This window comes from Erythrobacter sp. S57(2025) (assembly GCF_057365055.1).
Genome location: NZ_CP200299.1, coordinates 493,010 through 513,746, shown reverse-complemented (window position 1 = coordinate 513,746; position 20,737 = coordinate 493,010). Strand labels below are relative to the sequence as shown.

At 55.4% G+C, this 20,737-nt stretch carries 21 protein-coding genes and 1 tRNA gene; 7 read left to right on the top strand and 15 right to left on the bottom strand.

Going from position 1 to position 20,737, the window contains the following annotated elements; all coding sequences use genetic code 11:
• Positions 1-136 precede the first annotated feature (136 nt).
• From AC0V6N_RS02420 to AC0V6N_RS02380, 9 genes are all read right to left on the bottom strand, one after another.
• Positions 137-1,660, bottom strand: coding sequence for a spinster family MFS transporter (locus tag AC0V6N_RS02420; protein ID WP_486169999.1), 1,524 nt, complete (start codon positions 1,658-1,660; stop codon positions 137-139).
• Positions 1,661-1,826: 166 nt separating this feature from the next.
• Entirely contained in the window at positions 1,827-3,164 is a 1,338-nt protein-coding gene (locus AC0V6N_RS02415; protein ID WP_486169998.1) for a lanthionine synthetase LanC family protein, read from the bottom strand.
• Positions 3,161-3,970 carry a T3SS effector HopA1 family protein gene (locus AC0V6N_RS02410; protein ID WP_486169997.1) on the bottom strand — a complete coding sequence of 270 codons (810 nt, stop codon included), beginning with the start codon at positions 3,968-3,970 and terminating at the stop codon, positions 3,161-3,163. The genes AC0V6N_RS02415 and AC0V6N_RS02410 overlap by 4 nt, the downstream gene beginning before the upstream one ends.
• Positions 3,971-5,077, bottom strand: coding sequence for a phosphotransferase (locus AC0V6N_RS02405; protein ID WP_486169996.1), 1,107 nt, complete (start codon positions 5,075-5,077; stop codon positions 3,971-3,973).
• On the bottom strand, positions 5,074-7,506 hold the full coding sequence (locus tag AC0V6N_RS02400) for a S8 family peptidase (protein ID WP_486169995.1): 2,433 nt from the start codon (positions 7,504-7,506) through the stop codon (positions 5,074-5,076). Before AC0V6N_RS02400 ends, AC0V6N_RS02405 begins: the two co-directional genes overlap by 4 nt.
• Positions 7,507-7,665: 159 nt before the next feature.
• Positions 7,666-7,947 carry a hypothetical protein gene (locus AC0V6N_RS02395; protein ID WP_486169994.1) on the bottom strand — a complete coding sequence of 94 codons (282 nt, stop codon included), beginning with the start codon at positions 7,945-7,947 and terminating at the stop codon, positions 7,666-7,668.
• A gap of 236 nt (positions 7,948-8,183) precedes the next feature.
• Positions 8,184-9,356 (bottom strand): patatin-like phospholipase family protein, encoded by a 1,173-nt coding sequence (locus AC0V6N_RS02390; RefSeq protein WP_486169993.1) that lies wholly within the window; start codon positions 9,354-9,356, stop codon positions 8,184-8,186.
• A 128-nt stretch (positions 9,357-9,484) separates the two neighbouring features.
• The gene (locus AC0V6N_RS02385; RefSeq protein WP_486169992.1) at positions 9,485-10,258 is read right to left on the bottom strand and encodes a hypothetical protein; all 774 of its coding nucleotides are present in this window, start codon (positions 10,256-10,258) and stop codon (positions 9,485-9,487) included.
• Positions 10,255-10,548 carry a hypothetical protein gene (locus tag AC0V6N_RS02380; RefSeq protein ID WP_486169991.1) on the bottom strand — a complete coding sequence of 98 codons (294 nt, stop codon included), beginning with the start codon at positions 10,546-10,548 and terminating at the stop codon, positions 10,255-10,257. The genes AC0V6N_RS02385 and AC0V6N_RS02380 overlap by 4 nt, the downstream gene beginning before the upstream one ends.
• Before the next feature lie 294 nt (positions 10,549-10,842).
• On the opposite strand from AC0V6N_RS02380, the gene AC0V6N_RS02375 reads away from it, so the two are divergent.
• Positions 10,843-12,021: a trypsin-like serine peptidase gene (locus tag AC0V6N_RS02375; RefSeq protein ID WP_486169990.1), complete on the top strand. Its 1,179-nt coding sequence runs from the start codon at positions 10,843-10,845 to the stop codon at positions 12,019-12,021.
• A 98-nt stretch (positions 12,022-12,119) separates the two neighbouring features.
• Entirely contained in the window at positions 12,120-13,907 is a 1,788-nt protein-coding gene (locus AC0V6N_RS02370; RefSeq protein ID WP_486169989.1) for a di-heme-cytochrome C peroxidase, read from the top strand.
• A gap of 158 nt (positions 13,908-14,065) precedes the next feature.
• Here the strand turns inward: AC0V6N_RS02370 and AC0V6N_RS02365 are convergent.
• Positions 14,066-14,155 (bottom strand) — tRNA-Ser (locus tag AC0V6N_RS02365).
• Between the two features lie 205 nt (positions 14,156-14,360).
• On the opposite strand from AC0V6N_RS02365, the gene hspQ reads away from it, so the two are divergent.
• Positions 14,361-14,741, top strand: a complete 381-nt coding sequence (hspQ, locus tag AC0V6N_RS02360) for a heat shock protein HspQ (protein WP_486169988.1) — start codon at positions 14,361-14,363, stop codon at positions 14,739-14,741.
• Positions 14,742-14,747: 6 nt separating this feature from the next.
• Here the strand turns inward: hspQ and AC0V6N_RS02355 are convergent, their stop codons facing one another.
• Complete coding sequence (locus AC0V6N_RS02355; protein ID WP_486169987.1) at positions 14,748-15,635, bottom strand: ABC transporter permease; 888 nt, start codon at positions 15,633-15,635, stop codon at positions 14,748-14,750.
• A 109-nt stretch (positions 15,636-15,744) separates the two neighbouring features.
• On the opposite strand from AC0V6N_RS02355, the gene AC0V6N_RS02350 reads away from it, so the two are divergent.
• The 4 genes from AC0V6N_RS02350 (at position 15,745) to AC0V6N_RS02335 (ending at position 18,510) form a co-directional block, all read left to right on the top strand.
• Positions 15,745-16,425, top strand: coding sequence for a GcrA family cell cycle regulator (locus AC0V6N_RS02350; protein WP_486169986.1), 681 nt, complete (start codon positions 15,745-15,747; stop codon positions 16,423-16,425).
• A 105-nt stretch (positions 16,426-16,530) separates the two neighbouring features.
• Positions 16,531-16,932, top strand: a complete 402-nt coding sequence (locus tag AC0V6N_RS02345; protein ID WP_486169985.1) for a hypothetical protein — start codon at positions 16,531-16,533, stop codon at positions 16,930-16,932.
• A gap of 105 nt (positions 16,933-17,037) precedes the next feature.
• Positions 17,038-17,565 (top strand): DUF1993 domain-containing protein, encoded by a 528-nt coding sequence (locus AC0V6N_RS02340; RefSeq protein ID WP_486169984.1) that lies wholly within the window; start codon positions 17,038-17,040, stop codon positions 17,563-17,565.
• 3 nt (positions 17,566-17,568) lie between these two features.
• Positions 17,569-18,510 carry a DUF481 domain-containing protein gene (locus AC0V6N_RS02335; RefSeq protein WP_486169983.1) on the top strand — a complete coding sequence of 314 codons (942 nt, stop codon included), beginning with the start codon at positions 17,569-17,571 and terminating at the stop codon, positions 18,508-18,510.
• Positions 18,511-18,554: 44 nt separating this feature from the next.
• Here AC0V6N_RS02335 and AC0V6N_RS02330 read toward each other — a convergent pair whose 3' ends face one another.
• The 4 genes from AC0V6N_RS02330 to AC0V6N_RS02315 all read right to left on the bottom strand — a co-directional run bounded on the left by AC0V6N_RS02330 (position 18,555) and on the right by AC0V6N_RS02315 (position 20,677).
• Entirely contained in the window at positions 18,555-19,001 is a 447-nt protein-coding gene (locus AC0V6N_RS02330) for a hypothetical protein (RefSeq protein ID WP_486169982.1), read from the bottom strand.
• On the bottom strand, positions 18,998-19,588 hold the full coding sequence (locus tag AC0V6N_RS02325; RefSeq protein ID WP_486169981.1) for a TetR/AcrR family transcriptional regulator: 591 nt from the start codon (positions 19,586-19,588) through the stop codon (positions 18,998-19,000). The genes AC0V6N_RS02330 and AC0V6N_RS02325 overlap by 4 nt, the downstream gene beginning before the upstream one ends.
• Before the next feature lie 276 nt (positions 19,589-19,864).
• Positions 19,865-20,107: a hypothetical protein gene (locus AC0V6N_RS02320; protein WP_486169980.1), complete on the bottom strand. Its 243-nt coding sequence runs from the start codon at positions 20,105-20,107 to the stop codon at positions 19,865-19,867.
• A 48-nt stretch (positions 20,108-20,155) separates the two neighbouring features.
• The gene (locus AC0V6N_RS02315; RefSeq protein ID WP_486169979.1) at positions 20,156-20,677 is read right to left on the bottom strand and encodes an SET domain-containing protein-lysine N-methyltransferase; all 522 of its coding nucleotides are present in this window, start codon (positions 20,675-20,677) and stop codon (positions 20,156-20,158) included.
• Between the last annotated feature and the right edge of the window lie 60 nt (positions 20,678-20,737).

Below are 20,737 nucleotides of genomic sequence, written 5' to 3'. Positions count from 1 at the left end.
CATGCAGGCTGCTCGCGCAATGAGCGCACAAACCTAAGCGCCTTCCAACCCGCAGTATCGGACACTTGCGAACATCCGCTTTCAAAGTGACATATTCGAAATATGGCTCGTCAGCTTACAGCCCGAGAATTGTCCACTAGTCGGCGGAATTGGCAACCATATCGCGCTGGAGCGTTCGGCCAGCCAGAAGGTAATGCAGGGCGGCCCAGCCATAGATGCAGCTGAAGATCACAATCGACCACTGAAGCCCGCGCGCTTCCGCGCTGGAACAAGCTTCCATAGCTGCGAGCTCAGTACCGCTGAGCAGCGCCTTCGCCTCTGTTCCAAGCGACAAGAGCGGCTTGCATGTCTCCAGCGTCAGTCCGAGTGCTTGTCCGTCGAGGAACATGGTTTTGAGCATCGTCGAGAGCACGCCGATCACCGGTGGGCCGAGGCCGTAGCCTAGCAAATTGACGACAAACAGTGTGATCGCCACCGACGTTGCGCGCATCCTGCTGTCAACGACCCCGCCCGAGACAGCATACATTGGCCCGAGGTAGAAGTAGTGAATCATCGCAGCGATCATCAGCGCTGGCACCGCAAGCCAAAGATTGGGCATGAGAAAGCCAAACGCGTAAAGCGGCACTGATGCCCCCATTCCAATTGCAGGCAGCCATGAGAGGGCATTGGGATGCCTTTTGGACATCTTATCAGCCAGCCAGCCGGAACTGAATACGCCAACCGCAGCCATTAAACCCAGCACAACCCCGTAAAGCAAAGATGCCTGTTGGATCGTAAGACCATGCGTGCGCAGCAGGAACGAAGTCGTGAACTGACCCACCCCATAGCCAACGAAAGAGGCAAGCGTCGCGCCGAACACAACGTGGCGATAAGCTGGCTTCTTAGCTAGAACGGCTAGTGCTTCTTTGAAGCTTGCCTTTTCCAGCCCTTGGAGCGCAGCGGGATCGGTATAACCGCGCGGTGGCTCCTTAATGGTGCGCCAAACGATTAGCGACAACAGCAGGCCGGGCACTCCGCAGACAACAAACGCGACCCGCCAGCCTTCCACTTGTGACCAGTCCAGATCTCCAAACAGTGGACCGATGCCAATCGAGTTCACAAAGACGCCATATTGCGCGCCTTCCAATCCGGCCAGCTGACCGCCAAAAATTGAAGCGAGCATTCCGCCGAGCGGGACACCCAAAGCGTAGACCGAGACCGCGGTCGCGCGGCGAGACGGAACGAAGTAATCCGCAATCAGAGACTGGGCGGGAGGCGTACAACCCGCCTCACCAATGCTGACACCTATCCTGAAAAGGAACAGCATCATGAAAGACATCGCGAATCCGCACAGAGCCGTGAACAGGCTCCAGACCGCGACAGCAGTCGCGATAATCAGCACACGATTATACCGTTCTGCCCCGCGCGCAATTGGGATGCCGATGAAGGTATAGAGGACGGCGAAGGCTGGCCCGCCAAGCAAACCCATCTGCCAATCTTCCAGCCCAAAGGTAAGCTTGATTGGCTCAGTCAGGATATTGATGATTGTCCGGTCAATGAAATTAAATATGTAGACGACCAGCAAAGCGCTCAAAACATAGGCACGGTAGCCAGGCGTTCCGAAACCATCGGAGGCAGGAAGTGCAGCCCTTGTCGGTGCATCCAAAGTCGCTTCGGCCATCAATCTCTCCCAAACAGCATTCGTCGGTGTCAGGCCAAGTGGTTCTCAGCATTATCACCGCGTTGCTTTTGTCTTGACGTTACCTTCTGCGCATTTGAGCTTCGGGTAAAGCCCCATGATTTGCCCTACCCGTTTTCGTCTCAAGAGTTTGATAGTTGCTTACCGCCTAAGAGTGTGACGCATTGCGGTCATTCTTCCTCAGACCATAAGCACCAAAGCGCCACCCGCTCTCAATATCGTGTGGCTCTGATAGTCGCATCAATGTCCAACCTGTCCCTGCTTTTCCAAGCATCAAGCCGGGCGTCGCAAAACCTCCTGGGACACCAGAGCGCCACCAGCGCGAGAGCCTGCCTTCGCCCTCATCAGCGCCATCAATCAAGATATCGGCGAGCTGCCGAGCCAGCTCAAGCGAGCGCGCGCTTTCGCTGTAAAGCGACGCATCGATCAAAAGATCTATGACCCCACCGAGCCCATGGCAGATGCAACCATTCAGCGCATCGCTCGAACCCGGTCCGCGCGGCGCTAGGAGTAGTCCCCGCGCATTTCGCTCTATGCCCGCCAGCGCGGCGATCGCGTCTGCATGTGCGGCTGTGTCGCAAGGGGAGGCAGCAAGCCGTTCAGCGGCGATCCCGATCGAACCATGGCACCACATATGCGGATAGCTTGGCTCAGAATCTGAGCTCGCCTCATCGTCGCGGCGCAGATCAGCCCAACTCCCGTTTGCCAGCGAGTAAAATCCCCGCTCAAAAGTACGTGCCTGACGTGCATAGTCGCGCCAAGGGCCGTTTAGATCGATGCGCGCAAGAGCCTCATAGCCGAGCGCAAATCCCGATGCGCCATGCGCAAGGCCGCATAGATGATCCTCTCCGCCAACATACATCGGCCAAGACAGCCCAGTCACACCGTCGGCGCCCTCATCGTGTTCTCGCGCCATGGCGCGCAAGGCATCGCCTGCATCAAGCGCCACGCTGGTAAGATGAGAGAGCGCGGGATCGGAGGCGATGGCCGAAGCGATCCCGGCCAATGCGCCGGCTGTGCCACTCAGAAAATCCAGTCCTCCATCGACTTGTAGAGCGCTGTTTGCGCAGGCTTCGAGTAAGTTATCCGATTGCTCTGCGAGGGCCGGCTCATCAAGCATATCCGCGATCTCTCTGCCGATTAGCGCAGTACCCAGCTCTCCGCTGAACAGCGACGTATTGTCGCCTTGGCTGGCATCGGATTCCGTCGCGTGGCGCAGGGCGCCAAGCGCAGTTTCGCGAGCGCCCGCTACATCCCGGCGCGCGGCCATCAGGGCCAAAAACCGAGCAATTCCAGCGGTCCCCTCATACGCGTCGCCAGCGCATGAACAGTAGCGTGGCGGCGCGCCCAAACTATCCGGCGGCGTTGCCCCATAGAATGTGCATCGACCCTCGTGCCATATTGCTTCATCAACCAGCGTTTGTGCGATCGAAGCGGCGCATGATGACAAGCTGTCTGCGCGGAGTTTCTCAAGCACTTGCGTCATTCTAGATACCCTCCCAGAGCGGCAATCCGCTGACGCGCAATTGTGTGAAAACGCACCTTGTCACCGACATCGTCGCGGCAATCGAATAGGGCTTCGCACAGCGCCTGACCAAAGCTGATGCCGCCTCCCGGATCGGGCGCGCTGGCAATGCCGGGGGCAAGTGGCGTAGCAAATGGAACATGATGTGGACCGCACATGCCACCAGCCTGCTGGATCAAGTCGCTGACCCATGCGGGCGGCCCGGCGCCGAGCTGCTCCACATAAAGCACCGCAGCATCATGGCGTACCTGTTCAACAGGCCCAGTTAGGATTTTTGCAGACCACGCCTGATCAAGGTCCGCGTGGTTTACCAGGGCGGCGGCGAAGGCGCGGGCTTTCTGCGGCATCACGTCGAAATAGTAGCGGGTGTAGTTTGCGGGGCTCTGTGCCTGCCAAGACGGAGACCACATGTGCCAAAATCCTTCGGCAGGGCCAGCGGCGAGCGCGTCCACAATGGCTTCCGCGCCACGCTCCGGTACAAGCGCTCGAGAATTGGCCAAACGGTACTGCAGTGGCAGCGCCATTCGCGAGACGTTCCCACGCGCAACCATGATCGCACCAGGCACATCTCTCACAGTGTCTTTAATTGACCATCCTGGCTCGAAGCGGCGTTGGTCATGAATGGCGGCATAGTAGCTTTCCGTTGAAGGCCAGTTCGCGCCGTGATCATCGCTTGTGTGAAACCAGCGAGCGTACAGTGCATCCGCTGTCGCACCGCCCTCCACCAGCTGGCGTGCGTCTTCGATCTTGGAATCGCTTGTCAACATTCAGTGCGCCAGCAACCAGTCGATTGTCTTTCGCGCGTGGGCAAAGCACTGGCGCGAGCGATTAAGCAATCCATTGCTGCCTTTGCCTTCATCGGTATCAGCCATCACGGATTCATTTTGGACCGCCATCTGCAAGAGGACGGCGCCGGTATAGTGGACAAGGCGCGGAGCAAGGGCGCGTGTATCCAGACCGCTCGCGTCTGAATATGTGTTGAGAAGTAGCGCCATGGCCTCAAGATCTGACTCGTCCCACTTCCGCGCATCCGGCTTCACTGCAGCCCATCGTGCGGCGAGCGTCGCGAGGTCCCAGGTGGCATCGCCAATGCGCGCCATCTCCCAATCGACCACCATCACCCCTTCGGCCGATACCAGAACATTGTCGTGTTTGAGATCGCCATGGATCACCGTCATTTCCCGCCAAAGCCCGCGCGCGCGGCGCAGTCCCGCCACAAGGCGTTGATCGCTGCTGGCATTGGTCAAAAGGTGTCCGATAGCAGGCGACTGCCACAGTTCGGGCGAGGCGTCTTCATCCATAAGACGCAGCGGCCAGGGAACCGTTCGGGTAAAGCCGCCCTCGGTACCTTGACTCGCTGCGCTGCGTAATTGCCGGTGAAAAACCGCAAGTGGGGGAACAAGTCCTTCGATCAGAGCACTCCACGCTTGCTCCAAGCTTTTTTCACCTCCGCCTTCTGTATCAATCCGCCATGCTTCCTCTCCAGAAAAGGCGCGCGTCGCCACAATTCCACGTTCTGCTTTCCATGGCCACCGGCTGGGAACGAAACCCGCAAGTTTCGGGCGTGTTCGAGCCAGCGCAATAACGCGCGCCTCTGCCAAAGGATCGCCATCAGTCTCGCCCCGGTTTGGACCAAACTGCTTAACGAAAAACGCTGGTTTGTCTGCAATCGAAACCTTGAACACATTATGCGAGCGCCCGACCAGATCGATGCTAACGCCGCGTTCCACAACATCGCGAGCGCTCAGCGCTTCGGCCAAGAGCGCTCGCGACACCAAGTTGTCGCCGGTCAGTTCTTCTGCTTTGCCCGCATCGAGAACAAGACCGGCGACAATGGAGTTTTGCGTCACTTCGTCTGGCGCGCTTTCATTCAAGAGTCGAACTCATCGAAGTCTTCTTCGGCGAAGTCGAACCAGCTTTCATCATATTCGTAATAGCCGGAGTCAGGAAGTTGAGGTTTGATTGTGGCGCCCTGCTGCATCGCCGCTGCTTCGTCTTCGTCGTCGAAACCGAACTCCTCATCATACCCGAATTCCTCGTCGTTGCCGAAATCCTCTTCATCGAATTCGTCGAAATCGCGGCCAAATCGCGAGAACCCACCCCGACGTGGATTTATGCGAGGATCAAGCCGGGGATCGAACCGCCCACCAGGGATCCGGAAACCACCACCGGGGCGGCATCGGGCAACGCTAACGAATTGGCAGCCGCCTGGTGTGGACGGGCATCCGTCGACCACAGAAGGGCACCTTTGTGAGACTGACCGACAATTTATCGCGACGCTTGGGCGCGTTTGGCAATTCTGAATCGGAATTGTGGGACACCGCACCACAGACTGGAGACAGGTGATGCGTGGAACCGACGGTCTAGTGTTACAAAGCCGAGTGATTACGGTCGGACGGATGCTGCATGATGTGCGTGGTACACTGAGGCAGGCTGTGACCACCGATGGTCGACAAGCTGGTCCAACCAAAGACGGAAGCGGTCTGACTCCGGCCGCTGGAACACAATCCACCGCCTCTTTCGTGTCGAGTTTACCTGCACCCCAAGCCGTATTGGGAACAGGACCAGTCTGTGCATCTTGGGCCGCACTGCTGATTAGGCAATTGCGGATCTGCTCCTGATTGCGTGCTGCGTTCTTCTGGAACATCAGCGCGATGGTGCCTGTAATATGCGGCGCAGCCATCGATGTACCGCCGGTGGACCTGTACGGATCACCGCGTGAGCTTTCACCGTCGGCAGAGATTATGAACTGTCCCGGCGCCGCCAGTGTTGGAGCCGCACGCCCATCTCGCGTTGGCCCTCGGCTCGATGAGCTCGCCAAGCCACCCACACCTGAGCCACGCGTGATATAGCTTGCCGCTGTGATCACCTCTCGCGCAGTACCTGGTGTCGAAATGGTCATCGCAGCGCTTGCATGAGGTGCGATGAACGCGGGGACAACTCGTCCGCGTTGAATCCACGCATCAAATCGCCCGCCGCTCGCGGCCGAAATACCACGTAACCGGATGCTCCAGTTGCCTGAGGCCATAGATCCGGCTGTGCCGCGCAACAGTGTGACGAAGACCCGGCGGTCGCCGTTAAAAGGATCGGCGTCGCGGTGGTCAATGCGTACAATGTTGCCTGAAGGCAAAGTGGTGGTCTGCGCGCTGCCAACGTTTATGACTGGTGTAGAGTCGCCGTTTGGATCAACGATTGAGACGCTGGCAGTATCGCTCCCTTCATACCAGAGATCGATCTGGTTGGGCGTTCCGTCTCCGGCAGGCTGATTGAACCGAACGGTCTCAGTCCGGCCCGCCGTAAAGCTGCCTTGTGCATGCGTGCGCGCAAATCCTGCATTGCCCGCAGATTTGACGAACGCCCGACCATTGCGGCCAAGCAAGTTGTCGAGCCCGCGTTCCAACAAGCTGGTTCCGTCATGAGGCCCGAGATTATCACCAAGGCTCATATTGACAACACAGGGGCGGCTCAGTTCTTCTGCCCGACGGTACATATAGTTGACCGCGTCGAGTGTGCTGGCCGACGTACCAAGCCCCTCATTGCCATTGGGTGCTACAGCTACAATGATGAGATCAGCTTCCGGTGCCACTCCTACAAAGGTGTTAGCGGGTTCGCCTTGGCCCGCGACAGAACCATCACCTGCAGCGATGCCAGCGACATGTGAGCCGTGTCCGCCTGGATCGCGGTGACGCACTGAATTGAAGGGAGAAGCTGTCGCAAGCGCTGCGTCGATGTCTACCTTGTTGTATTCCACACCATAGCTAAAGCCGCTGGGTGAGCTTTCGCCGCTTTGCGGGCGCAAGCCTTGATCCCAGATAAACAAGATCCGGCTTGTGCCGTCAGCGTTGCGGAAACTAGGATGTGTAAAGTCGCATCCGGTGTCGCAAATACCAACGATTACACCTGCTCCGCGTCGACCCGGAGGGCCTGTATGGACTTCATCCGCGCGGCATTCGACGATCGAGCGATCAAGCTCAGCATGCATCGGACGGGCAGCTTCCAAGCGCTCAATCTCGGCCAGTTTAGCGAGCTTGTTGACGTCTTTCAGATGGATGAGGCCGGAAACAACGTCGCCAGCGATCGTCTGTACATCGAGACCGGCCTTGGCGAGATCGTCGTGGTCTCCATCATGCAGCGCAATAACGGATACCTTTTCAGCCGATTTGCGTTTGTCGACTTCTTCGCTCTCGGCCAAACCTAGGCCAATACCGAAGCGCCGCTTTGTCAGCGCAGTTTCTTCGGTTTCTTCGAGCTGCTTAGCTCCACCATCGATAAGAAATTGAAGTTGTGGGTCGAGTTTGGTCATGACATTACTTCCTGTCCAAGAGAAAAGTTATGGCGCGACCCAATAAGTCTGTTTTAGCTAAATAGTTAATCTATCTAAATTGATTCGATAATTGAAAGATACCTTAGTTTGACCCTTAAGATTGTATGGATCGGACTTATTTAGGAGATAATGTTTTGGCTATTCTGTAAAGTCTGACTTTTCTTCAAAGAGACCTCCTGAACCTTCAACTTTGATGACCTGATCGTAGGCGGCAATCTGCGAAACCTGCGAGTAGGCGGCTTCGCCGGTTACGATGTCGCCAAGAATGCTATTGATGGTCATGCCCCGTTTCTTGAGCTCCGCCTCAATCCGCTCATCAATTGGTTCGCGCAGGGCGATGATGATTGCTGTCTGGTCATCGGCAGACGGATCGCTGCGTTGCTCAATCTCAGCCAAAAGCCTCGGGTCAATTTTCTTCATAACTGTGTTCTCCTGATACGAATTGGAAGCCAATGCTGCCGCTATGCCTGCAACAGCCAAGGCAAAGAGGACAGCGACGGGTTGGCTGGCTTTGCTCATTCTCGCAAAACAGCAGCTGAGTAAGCTCGCGCCACATGCCCAAATATCGCCAGACACGGATTGTCCGCTGGTAGTCCAATGCGTGCCCCACGTTTGGTCGTTGCGATGCACGCTAATTGCAATGGCGGATGCTGTTCCTAACGAGCCCCAATATCCCAGTCCTGTGCAACACCGCGAACCTTGCCGTATTCAATCAAGCATCGCATGTAGCGCTTGTGGAACTCCAGCGGTTGGTCAATCGCGTCATCTTCTGCAAGCCATTCATTACATGTGCGCGCCGTCCCGAATTCCGGCAGCTGAAACGCAAATTGCGGATCTTCCAAATCCTGCTCTCCAATACGGACAAAGAACATTTGGCCAGGCAAATCCTCAGCCCGATCAGCCGCTCGCGCAATGGACAAGCGCTGGACTTGATCGGTCAACAGATCGAGCGATCGGAATGCGAGCCCCAACAAATCCCAATCCTCGCGTTGACCAATAGTCGAAGAGATCGGCGTGCAATTGGCGGGATCGACTTTGGCGCATTCTTCTTTTGATGCACCGTCGCTGTTCAGCACAATGTAGAGAGATGGGCCAATCTCTTCCAGCGTAGGATCAGGCTGACGGTCAAGCAGCAATTGACCAATTCTGTCATCAAAAACTGCGTAGCGGACACCGCCATCAACATACATGCGGTTGTCGATAAACACAGGTCGCGCACCAGGCGGAACAATCGACGAAGCCAAGAGAGCCTCAATATAGCATTCCTTGAGGCGAGCCCTCATTTCGCTGCCTTCGGGCTGCAGGGCGTATCTGCTGGCTAACTCTGTCATATCGAACGCGACAGCACGGCCCAAATCCACGTCTGTTGCCCCCGCCAGCAAATATGCTCCGCTGCCAGTCGGATTATATCGAGCCGCCACGGCCTCCAAAACCGCGGGCGTCAAAATCTCATCCAGTCGTTTGCGAAGAGGAATGAGGTCCGCAATTGCCCCATTCCTTACCGCGGTTAATGCCGGCCCCAGCCCGAAACCTTCATCCAATGCAGACCCGCTCACATATGTCTCGAGGAGGTCTCCTTCGTCATTGATCGTGTAGCCGTCGACCGTGATTTCAGGTCTGCCAATAAATGCGCCCGTCGCTTGCAGCGCTCCAGTGCTAATGCCAGTTACCAGTGCAAATTCTGGCATATCACCAGTCGAATGCCAGCCTTGCAGAAATCCCGCACCGAAAGCACCATTTTGGCTGCCCCCAGAGAGCAAGAGCATATCGCCCCGCCTGTCTCCAAGGATGCTGGTCATCTCACTCTCACCCGGGAGCGGCTGCTCCAAGACGTAGCGCTTAATCTCGCATCGTTCACTGGTTTGAGTAAGGGGCGGTGTATGCTGGCAAGCCGAAAGAGCAAGCAGGCTCAGTAGTGCAAGGATAAGGGATTTCATCTCGTCCTCCGATACGCGCATTATTGGGATAACCAGACTTCGAGAACACCCGGTCTGATCACGTCGAATTCTTTGATGACCACTCTTCGATTGAGGAGGTTCTGGGCGTTGATTGCGTCTGCAAGAGCTTGCGCGCTCGCGCCTCCATCCGTCGGATTGTAGCGAATTTCATTTTGGTTGGGAGCGGTCTTCACTCGCTCACCGCTTGGGCTTTGAATGTTCCATCCCGCCTGTTTGAGCCCAATTTGAAGATCAATGATTTCAGTACGCTCAAGCGCGCCAGCGAAATGAACATAAACAAGCTTGTCCGAAAATTGCCGTGGAGCTCTAGCAATCGTGACAGATGGCGAAGTTTGCGCTCTGATCGCAAGAGCCCGCTCAACCTCGGGTGCAATGGTCGTCTGCGGAACTACGCCAGAGTTTGTTTGGTAATCTGTCACTTGCTCCGAGTTTGCCAATACAATGTCGCTCGTGCGCTCTGCTGCGACCTCTTGTTGATCAATCGAAATTTCGAGAAGCTCGCGGGCTTCTTGGATATTCTCATCTTCTAAGGCGAACTTTACGGCTTCGAGTGTGGCTGCTGTGGAATTGGCAAGTGCCGATGTTTCGTTATGCGCCTCCTCGGCCAGCGCACGTTTTTCTTCAGCCTCTTCGCGCAGCCCATTCAGGTAGAAACTCAGGATAAGCAGCGCGGCAACAACCGCTGCTATACCCAGAATCAAGATCGGCCGTCCTAGGCGCGTCATGCGTTCAGTGCGTTCGACCCTCTCAAGGAGTTCGTCAGAGATGCTCACTCGCTACCTCCCTGACTTAGCAGGACCTCACGAAGAAGCGAAAAACTCCGATTCAGCAACAGCAGAACGGCCCCACCGGTGATCGCGAAAAGACCGCCTGAGCCAAAAACCAGACCAAGAAATTCGGTGTCTGCCTGATCTGCTTCAATTGCTTTATAAACGGCGTAGAGGAGAAGCCCCATCCCGGCAGCCGCGCCGAGAAGATAAACGATCCTCTCGAACACAAATATCCGCATTACACGTTCTATGGCTGCAAGCGCTCGTTCAACGCGCTCGGTCTCTCCGCCCATGTCAGTCTCTCCGTCAACAGTGCAGCGACCTATTGCGGAGGCTTTGGCCCCTCTCAGAGTTACCATAACAAACAATTGAGTAAAAAGCGAAGTGGAATGACAAGTTCCGATTATTTCGTTAGCTCACAAGTCTAACAACAATCAGATTTTCACAGGGATTTCGAATTTCAATTTAAAACTATAAATGATCGTAATTTTGTTATACAATTCAAAAATCAGACTAAATCAAAAAAGCAGATTTCTTTCTCGGGCCGCACTGTCAGATTTGCAGGGAACGACACCTTGGAGGGGAATATGGTATCTTTGGAGACGCAGTGGAAGCGCGCGGCCACGCGCTGGAGCAAGCACGAAGATGAGCGCGAAAAGCGCATCTATGAGCTTGAGAAAATCGGAACCGCTGAGGCATACAGCGTCGACTGGACCGCGATCGATAGCAAGGCCAGACTTCAGAACAGGATGAACAGTCTTGGCCTTTATGAAAAGGCCGAGAAGCTCGCCGACAAGGATGTGATTGAACCTGAAGTGTTCGAACGCATTTTGAATGAAGACCAACTAACGGACATTGTCTTTTTCGAACGCGGCCTGATCGCGGCGCGATCAGTAGGCAGGGTTTTGATCTTCTCCTCTCCATCCCAGCGCGAAGGTTTCGGTTCCGGTGTGCTGGTCTCTCCCCGACTGTTTCTGACTAACAATCATGTTCTGGAAAATGCAGCGGCGGCGGAAAACTCGATGGTTGAGTTTGGCTATCTGACATCTGTTGGCGGGATGAGGGAGGCCCGTTCTTTCAAGCTGAAGCCCGATGAATTCTTTATGACAGATGCCGATCTTGATTTCACGCTCGTGGCTGTTGAGACGACAAACGAGGCGGGGATTTCCCTGCGTTCGCGCGGGCATTGCCCCTTAATTCCTGCAACGGGGAAGGCAGTTGCAGGCCAGCGGGTCAACATCATCCAACACCCACGAGGCGAGCGCATGCGTGTCAGCGTGCGAGAGAACCGCATACTCGATATTCCCGGAGACTTTCTGCACTACGAAACTGACACCGAGCCGGGTTCTTCAGGAAGCCCCGTTTTCAATGATCAGTGGGAAATGGCTGCGCTGCACCATGCAGGTGTGCCCGCCCGCAATGAAAATGGGCGCATTCTGCTTAAGTCTGGCAGAGTTTGGCGCAACGCATCCGATAACAGCGAGATCGATTGGGTCGCGAATGAGGGTGCCCGCATTAGCCGTATCGTTGAGCATATTGAGAACCTGGAAATGACGGCGGCTGAGCGGCGTCTGTTTGAACAAACCACTCGGCCACCTGATGCACTGGATCTTTGGGATCTGATGGAAGGGCTCGGAGGCTCAAATGTTCTGAACCCAATCGAAATGGCCGGTTTGCCATCGGGTATGTCAGGACCAGTGCCTGACAAAGATGGCAACCTATCCTGGTTGTTTAGACTTCGCTTTGGACCGGAGGGCTCAGCATGAGACATCTGCGAACCTCATCCGCATTAGCATCCGTCATACTCCTTAGCGGATGCCACCTTTTTGATAACTCAGGGCAAAGTGCCGCCAATAGCTGCTCCTTGTCGAACACACCCTTGGCTCAAAATGTTGCGGAAAACGGCTTGGATGCCGAAGAGATGCTCAATTGGGCGCAGCAATCGCAAGGCTCACGCCTGCTTCCACGAGCTTGGTTTGATGCTCTAGAGCGACCTGAGGGCGAAAGCGGCGATTTCGCTGATCCATCCCATTTGGCTGGCTTTGGTTTTGTGACCGATGACGCGCTGTCTTACCCCATTGGTATGGCGCTTGACTGCCAGGACGAGAGCGAACTGAACAAGACAAGACTGGGTTGGTATGAAGGACAGTCGGAAACCTTCGACGAGGAAACGGGCACTGCGCCAGAGGCGTGGATCGGCCTCAACTGCGCAGCGTGTCATTCAGGTGTTGTAACAGTTGATGGGCAGCGCAGTCTGATTGCAGGTGCTCCTGCACGCTTGGATTATCAGAGTTTTGTCGAACGCCTCGATCTCGCGCTCGAACACACGAAACCGGAAAACAATCCAGATCGTTTTGCGCGCTTTGCTGATGCGGTGTTTGCGGCCAGCGACCAGCCCAACAATGAGGAAAACAGAAACAAGCTTGCTGAAGCGCTCGAACAGCTGATCGGGTGGCAAAGGCTGACTGAAGAGCGAAACTTTCCGCAAGGTGATGATCGGCCAAGGTATGGCTATTCTAGAGTCGATGCGTTTGGCCATATTTACAATAAGATCACGATGTTTGCTGGTGCGCAGGGGGTTGAGAATCCTTCCAATGCACCTGTGAGCTATCCTTTCCTTTGGGGTATTCAGGATCAAAACACAGTCCAATGGAATGGGCGCGTAGCCAATGCGCGATTGAACAATCCGCTGCCCGTCGGAAATGATGAGTTGATTGATTACGGTGCGCTGGGACGCAATGCCGGTGAAGTTCTTGGCGTATTTGGCGATCTGTCAATCACTCCGCGCCCCGGCGAGCGGCCGAACTATGCTTCAAGTGTTAGAGTAAACAATCTTATGCGGTTTGAGGAACTAGTCGGCGCTCTGACCGCACCGAAACTGTCAGACTATATGGTGCTCGCAGTGGACACAGATCAGGTTGACGCTGGCAGAGTACTGTTTGCTGACAATTGTGCATCATGCCATTTTGTTGATGGTCGTAAGAACGATGAGGGCGGAACCGAAGTCAACGTGACATTCGCGTCGATGGTGCAGGAAGACAATCTCACTGACATGGGCATGGCGTGCAATGCGATGCTGTACACCAGTTTGACCGCGACCATGATGGATACAAAAACCGAATTGGTCGGTGGGCGCGAGCTGATGGAGAACGAAGCCGTTGGCACTATGCTAGAAGTGGCTGTGAAGGGCGTGATGGTGGATCGCGTCAGCCAATTGGCAGCAGAAGCCTTAAAGAACCTGTGGGGCGTTGATCCGGGTTTTGATGAACCAGTCTTTATCGAGTCCGCGCCTAGTTTTGAGCAGACATGCCGAAGTAAGATCAACACTCCCGCTGGCATGGAAGCATTGCAGTATAAAGCACGCCCTTTGGACGGTATCTGGGCCACTGCCCCCTACCTGCATAATGGTTCAGTTCGCACACTGTATCAATTACTTCTGCCGCCTGCAGAGCGTGAGACGACTTTCTGGGTTGGAAGTACCCAGTTCGATGCGGAGCAAGTGGGCTTTGCCTCACAACCATCAAGCGATGGCACCACCTTCGAATTTGACACCCGCAAACAAGGCAACAGCAACATGGGTCATGTCTATGGTGCGGATGCCTTCACGCCTGAGGAGCGTTGGGCGATCGTAGCATATATGAAGACACTCTAGCAGCGCTTGACGCTCCGTCGCGCGTTGGAACCACCTTACGATCGCGTTGATCTCACTTCTTCGGACCATGCGCGAATATTGTAAGGATAAACCCTCCTTGGGAAGCCTTCGCGGGAACGGCCTTGCCGCCAGAAATCCTCATTTTTTAAGGGGCTAAGTGGCGGAGAGACAGGGATTCGAACCCTGGGTACTCGTGAGAGCACAACGGTTTTCGAGACCGCCCCGTTCGACCACTCCGGCATCTCTCCGCAATCCTGAACGCGATTTCGCTCGTCCGCATTTTCAAACGGCGAAAGTCGCTGTGTCTTGGTCAATCTGACGTCAGGAAGCGCGCCAGTTAGCTCAGCCCTGCTTGCTTGCCAAGACCAGAATGCAGACAAAATGCGGGCATATCTGGGGCGGGTGTGGCCTGATTTGCTTGTTTTGCGGAAGCGAAGGTCCATATTTACACCTATGGAACGCGCGAACTTCTTCTCAAGTCAGGCAGGACGCACCATCGATGCTCCTCGCCAAATTCGCAGCCGCTTTGGAATTGGTGAAGTGGTCCGGCACAGATTGTTCGATTTTCGCGGTGTCGTCTTCGATGTCGATCCGGTCTTTGCCAATAGTGAAGAATGGTATGAGGCAATTCCTGAAGAGATCCGCCCACCTCGCGATCAGCCGTTCTACCACTTGCTCGCGGAAAATGAGGAATCGAGCTACGTCGCCTATGTCAGTCAGGGCAACTTGATTGCTGACATGGATGGCGGCCCGATCGACCACCCCAAGGTGCCGCAATTGTTTGAGCAGTTCAAAGACGGGCGTTATCGTATGCGCCGCTCGCTGACGCACTGATAGGCCTTAGCTCTTTAGCTTCCAGCCGCTGCGCAGAACCATATAGACGGTAATGGCGATCACAGCGTTGAGGATTGCAAGGCCAATCGCGGCGATTACAACCGCCCCATCTGATCCAATGTCGCTTTGCCCCAGGAACCCATATCGGAAACCTGAGATTACATAGAAAAACGGATTGGCGCGGCTCACTGCTTGGAATGCAGGGGCCAGATTATCGATGACATAGAATGTGCCCGACAACAGCGAGAGCGGGGCCACGATAAAATTGCTGATGGCGGCATTGTGATCAAACTTCTCCGCCCAGATAGAAGTCGCGAGCCCTATCAGGCCGAGCATTACGCTCCCCATCAAACCGAACCAAAGCACTGCCCACATATGCTCTACAGCCAGTGAAACGCCCGGCCACAGCAGCATAGCGAGCGCAACGGCGCCGCCGACCATGATTGCGCGCGTGACAGCTGCGCCAACGATAGCTGTCATCAATTCTCCTGGCGAAAGCGGCGGCATAAGATAATCAATGATCGTCCCTTGGATCTTACCGCCGAGCAGCGAGAACGAAGAATTGGCAAAGGCATTTTGCATCATGCCCATCACGATCAGACCCGGCGCGACAAAGCTTGCAAAGTCCACGCCTAGCACTTCACGACCACCACGGCCCAATGCGACGGTGAAAATCACCAAGAACAAAAGCGTCGTGACCGCCGGTGCCCAGATCGTCTGCGTCTGGACCTTGAGAAAGCGGCGCACCTCCTTCATATAAAGTGCGAACAGCCCAGTGCGGTTCACGCCGGTGATCACCGGAACGCCGCGAGGAGGGAACCGGGTGCTTTTGGCCGGGGGTGTCATTTCGGGAGCGGTGCCCACTTCAGGGCCTGCGGAAAGCTCGTCTGCCATGTTTTTGCGCCTAAGCCCTCTGGCATGATGTGACAAGCTGCCTATGTAGGACATGCACCGGCGCGAATCAGTATTTGGTTAGGCGCGCTGAGGAAAGAACGGGAAGAATATGAGCTGGACTGACGAGCGCATTGGAACGCTCAAAAAGATGTGGGAAGGTGGTTCAACCGCCAGCCAAATCGCTGAAGAGCTAGGCGGCGTCAGCCGCAATGCCGTAATTGGCAAGGCACACCGCCTTGGCTTGAAATCGCGCCCTTCTCCGGTGAAAGCCAATGAGAAGAAGAAAGCGGCGAAGAAAGCGGCTCCAAAACCAGCGGCGGCGAAGAAGCCCGCGGCCAAGGCGACGCCAAAACCCGCTGCCAAAGCGCCTGCGCAAGCCGCAGACGCGCCAGCAGCGCGCCCTGCCGTTACAGATGGCAATTCGCAGCCTGTCCCTAATCCAACGCCCGATTTGCCAAAGATTGTATCGGTTGGCCCAGGCGGGTTCCTGCGTCAGGGCCCAGGTGATCAGCAAGCGCCGATCCCCCCTGCCCCGCCGCGCCGCTTGGTCCCGGCCAAGCCCAGCCCTGAAATTGCAGACAAAACAAGCCTGCTCGACCTATCCGACAAGGTTTGTCGCTGGCCAATGGGGCATCCGGGCGAGCCGGACTTCCATTTCTGCGGAACGCCCGTGAACCCAGGTTTCCCTTATTGCGTAGAACATTGCGGTCGGGCTTATCAGGCACAATTGCCGCGTGGTGCGCGCAGACCGCCTCCACCGCTGCCCTTTGGCGGGCCACGAGTTAGGTAAGGCGCTTTCGCAGCATCTGTTACCTCACGAAAATGCGAAAAGGGTCGGACACCAGTCCGGCCCTTTTTTACGTGTTCTTCAGCAAATACTGCAAATCGTAAGCGCATGAGAATTCTCACACTCCTTCCCGCACTCGCGCTCAGCCTTACTGGTTGCGGCGCAGCTATTGACCTAAACGATCTGGAGTTTGACGGTACGATTGAGGACCGCGCGAAGTTTATCGCGACATTCATGGAACCGATGCTTCCGATGGAAGAAGATGGGTTCAAGTTTGTCGAAATTCATCCTGAAGGCAAAGAGCTTCGCCTCGTCGTCCACACGGATATGACCGGCAATATGGGCGATGTCAGCCCGTTTGCTTTCACCAAAATGCTGCGTCCAAGCGTCTGCAACGAAGGGTATCGCGGCTTTATCGAAGCGGGCGGCGTCATCAATTTCGATGTACGCGATCCCAACACGGGCAAGTCTCTACCCCCAGGCCGTGTGGCGAGCTGTCACGGGGTCTAATCCACCTCTGTTTCCACCCCTTTCGCCTCCTTGTCTTACCGTGTAACCGCGCCTCAAATCTCAGCCGCAGATCGCGCAACTGAGCTTTCTTGAGGAGACGACTACATGGCTTTGACACTGCATGAGGCATTGATCCCCAGCTTCCGACAGATTTTGGGCGGAATGCTCGCAATGATCGACAAAGCTGAGAGCCATTGCGCCGACGCAAGCATTCCCGCCAGTGAGCTGATCGAAGCCCGATTGGCCGATGACATGTGGCCCCTGCCCTATCATGTCTGCTCTGTCTGGGTGCATAGCAAGCTGGCGCTGGAGCAAGTCCCCTCCGGTGAGTTTAGTCCTGATTTCACTCAATTGCCGCAAGATTGGGACGCGATGCGCGCTATGATTGGCGATGCGATGACAGCGCTCGACGCTGCTACGCCCGACGAGCTCGAAGCAATCGCCGACAACCGCGTATTCTTCGTGCTGGGCGGGAAGCGCCTGATGGAATTCACCGTTCAAGAATTCCTGCTCAGTTTTTCGCAACCCAATTTCTATTTCCACGCAACAACCTTTTACGACATCCTGCGCATGAAGGGGCTACCGCTGGTCAAGCGCGATTACCTTTACGCACCGCGTGTTGTCGGGAGCTAACCCTTGCCCAAATTCAAATCCATCCAAGCCGGCGTCGCCGCAACCTTGCTCGCCGCCATTCCAACGGCGGCACACGCCGAATTGCCCGCGCCAGTGCGGGCCATGATCGAGAAAGCTCAGGAAGCCGACGATATCGAAGCAATGGCCGTCATCATTGATTTGGCTGATGAGACATTTCCCGGCAATTCAGCAGAGCTAAACGCGATTATGCGCGATACCCGCGCACGCGTGGAAGCCACGCAGCTCGCCCAAGCGCAGGCGGAAGAAGCCGCAGAAGAAGAGGCAATCCGCAGCGCTGGCCTATTCGACAATTGGACCGGCCAAGGCCAACTGGGCGCGTTTCGCAGCACCGGCAATTCCTCCAACACCGGCCTCACGGCGGGCCTGACATTGGAGCGGGTCGGCATCGACTGGCGACACAAACTCACCGGCCTTGCCGATTTCCAGCGCACCAATGGCGTCACCACACGAGAGCAATTCCTCGCCGGCTATGAGGCGAACTATAACCTCAATGAGCGTTTGTTCCTGTTCGGCCTCGCTCAATATGAACGCGACGTCTTTCAGGGCTTTTCAGCGCGCTATTCCGGCTCCGGCGGCTTTGGCTACCGCGTAATTGACAGCGACAACATGCAATTGTCGATCAAGGCAGGCCCAGCTTACCGCCAGACCGAGTTTGTTGACGGCACTTCGGACAGCTCACTTGCGGGCTTGGGCGGCGCCGATTTCGACTGGCAGATCGCAGAGAACCTGAAACTAACGCAAGACCTCTCCGCTTTCATTCAGTCCGGCAATTCCACCTATACCAGCGCCACGGGCATCAGCGCGGGCCTTGGTGGAGGATTGTCAGCAAGCCTTTCTTACACGGTCGAGCATGACACCGATCCGCCATTGGGCGCGGTCCAAACCGACACGCTAAGCCGGGTGACGCTGATTTACGATTTCTAGTGGGGTGAGAAACTGCGCGCTTCGCCCACCCTACTCCGGTCCAGTCATTCTCGTGTCATCGCCCAGAAAACGATGAAGGCTGCGATAATTTGCTCAAGCCAGGCAAGTGGTAGAGCGATCCAAACAAATCGGCTCGGAGCGAGACCCATGTTTGCAATTCCGATCCAAATGAGACCGAACACGGTGACGGTGAAGCCAAATGAAGCCAAGGCCACACTTTTCCAGTTTGCGCCAAATTGCCGCATATACATCCAGTAAAAGCCGGTTGCGGCAACGATCAGGATTGCATCCCAAAGCATCCAAGAGGCAAAAATTCCCGGAGAGACAGCGCCAATATGGACAGCGCCAGGGAAGGCCTCATGGAGCATCGGCTTTATTATCGCGAAATAGCGCACGACCTCAGATGCGTTAATCCAAACGAAATTTGCAATCAGGGCCAGCCAGAAAGCTTTGGGCACTTGGTTTGTTTTTGCGTCCAATTGATTTGTCATTGGGAAAGCCTCAGGTGAATCACATTCATCAGCGTGTCGACATATCCGCGTAGGTCGCTCGCTCGCGCTACAACGCGAGACATTGACCATAAGCCTTGCGCTAGAACGGTGAGAAAAGAGCTCAGCGCCTTTAGTTCTTGCTTCGGCAGTTCAGGTGCAGCCTTACCAAGCGCCAATGCAAATGCCGCCGTCAGGCGTGCGTTGTGCGCTTCCACTTTTGCAGCAACGTCGTCCCAATGAGGAGCGGTTTCCGTCATGGCGTTGGCTACCAAACAGCCAGGCCCCGGCAAGCCTGCGCGCTCGGCAAGACTGATTTGCGCCTCAAAGTAGGCGCGAATGCCAGCTAACCCCGTTTCGGCCGACCCCATTAGATTAATGGCCGGTGCGACAATCGTTCTTTGGTAGGCGTCAAATCCTTCAAGAAACAGTTCCTGCTTGCCGCCAACATCTGAATAGATGCCGTGTCGGCTGACACCAGTGGCCCGCACAAGATCGTCCATAGAGGTAGCTTCATAACCTACGCGCCAAAACTCATGCATGGCTGCTTCAATGAGTGAGTTTCTGGAGTGCTTTTTTGGACGAGGCATGCCGCAAGCAATAACAGAACGATCATTCTGTTACAAATACGTTTTCCAGTTCATGCCAACACGGCCAGAAAATGGGGGCAAGAAGATCTGTTAAATCTCAATTCGGACAGCTTAGATTGCCGTGCTATTCATTCTGAAAACCTGGACCAATACTCATTTGCGACATACTCTGGCGCCCTTGGGATCACGCATTTTCTTACCCGTTCACACCGCGATACCGCGCTCGCCGATCACTCGTTGCAAACCGCTTCCTACATCTTGACGCATGACCACGTCTCAATCGACGTTGGCGGCTTTACGTGAGCTGGGATTGCTTTTGCGCGCTTCAGCCAAGGCATCGGAGAGATTGGTGTATCGATAGGCACCAACGGCATAGCTCCCAACCAGTGTGAGGACGATTCCCATATCACGAAGTTCGCCCATATCTTGTGCCAATGCCTCACACTGGGAAGCATCTACGCCGCCTTCCTCGCCAAGCATATGCGGGTGACAGCGCGGGAGAAATGTGTCTGGCGTCATAGTGTGTTGTCTTTCTCTTGAGGTGAAATCGCGATGAGGCGCTTCTGCTCATGCGAAGCTTTGGCTTACTAAATGCAGCTTTGGTTTGCTCTTGCGCAGGCGAGCTAACGCTTCATCACGATCCATTTCGATCAGATAGGGCGCGACGAACCCTGCGTAGTCGTCTTTGCGTTGCTGAGGCAGATCCTGCCAGCCGGTGATTGACCCGCGACAATTCGCATGGCCGCACTCGCACCGGCCGGGAAAATGTTCGATCCGGTGATTGCGCATGGCATAGTCATATGTGGCTTCGTGTGTTGGTGCGATATCGCGCATCGCAACGATATTATGACCGCCGGTTTCGTTGATCACGATGCCACAATTGGGATTACATGAATGGTTGAACTTAGGCCCCAATCCCATGTGAAATCCAAATCGGGTCTTGCTGACTTGAGAGGCATGCGAGTGATTGCTGATAGACCTTTTATCGAGCACACCCACATACAGAACATCGCCTTTGCTGAATGATTGCAAAGCAAATATGCCTTGACCGCGACCATGGGCAATTCGCTCCTCGATAGTAGGCGTCATATAAGAATCCTTTGTCAGGAGTTGGTTGAATGGTGAGATGGCGAGTGCGCAGCTTTGATC

What these genes read in the sequence shown, in the direction of transcription:
- AC0V6N_RS02420 (WP_486169999.1), bottom strand. Translation starts at nt 1,660, where the DNA reads ATGGCCGAAGCGACTTTGGATGCACCGACAAGGGCTGCACTTCCTGCC.
- AC0V6N_RS02400 (WP_486169995.1), bottom strand. Translation starts at nt 7,506, where the DNA reads ATGACCAAACTCGACCCACAACTTCAATTTCTTATCGATGGTGGAGCT.
- AC0V6N_RS02320 (WP_486169980.1), bottom strand. Translation starts at nt 20,107, where the DNA reads ATGACGCCAGACACATTTCTCCCGCGCTGTCACCCGCATATGCTTGGC.
- AC0V6N_RS02325 (WP_486169981.1), bottom strand. Translation starts at nt 19,588, where the DNA reads ATGCCTCGTCCAAAAAAGCACTCCAGAAACTCACTCATTGAAGCAGCC.
- AC0V6N_RS02375 (WP_486169990.1), top strand. Translation starts at nt 10,843, where the DNA reads ATGGTATCTTTGGAGACGCAGTGGAAGCGCGCGGCCACGCGCTGGAGC.
- AC0V6N_RS02355 (WP_486169987.1), bottom strand. Translation starts at nt 15,635, where the DNA reads ATGGCAGACGAGCTTTCCGCAGGCCCTGAAGTGGGCACCGCTCCCGAA.
- AC0V6N_RS02410 (WP_486169997.1), bottom strand. Translation starts at nt 3,970, where the DNA reads ATGTTGACAAGCGATTCCAAGATCGAAGACGCACGCCAGCTGGTGGAG.
- AC0V6N_RS02380 (WP_486169991.1), bottom strand. Translation starts at nt 10,548, where the DNA reads ATGGGCGGAGAGACCGAGCGCGTTGAACGAGCGCTTGCAGCCATAGAA.
- AC0V6N_RS02415 (WP_486169998.1), bottom strand. Translation starts at nt 3,164, where the DNA reads ATGACGCAAGTGCTTGAGAAACTCCGCGCAGACAGCTTGTCATCATGC.
- AC0V6N_RS02330 (WP_486169982.1), bottom strand. Translation starts at nt 19,001, where the DNA reads ATGACAAATCAATTGGACGCAAAAACAAACCAAGTGCCCAAAGCTTTC.
- AC0V6N_RS02315 (WP_486169979.1), bottom strand. Translation starts at nt 20,677, where the DNA reads ATGACGCCTACTATCGAGGAGCGAATTGCCCATGGTCGCGGTCAAGGC.
- AC0V6N_RS02350 (WP_486169986.1), top strand. Translation starts at nt 15,745, where the DNA reads ATGAGCTGGACTGACGAGCGCATTGGAACGCTCAAAAAGATGTGGGAA.
- AC0V6N_RS02345 (WP_486169985.1), top strand. Translation starts at nt 16,531, where the DNA reads ATGAGAATTCTCACACTCCTTCCCGCACTCGCGCTCAGCCTTACTGGT.
- AC0V6N_RS02395 (WP_486169994.1), bottom strand. Translation starts at nt 7,947, where the DNA reads ATGAAGAAAATTGACCCGAGGCTTTTGGCTGAGATTGAGCAACGCAGC.
- AC0V6N_RS02340 (WP_486169984.1), top strand. Translation starts at nt 17,038, where the DNA reads ATGGCTTTGACACTGCATGAGGCATTGATCCCCAGCTTCCGACAGATT.
- hspQ (WP_486169988.1), top strand. Translation starts at nt 14,361, where the DNA reads ATGGAACGCGCGAACTTCTTCTCAAGTCAGGCAGGACGCACCATCGAT.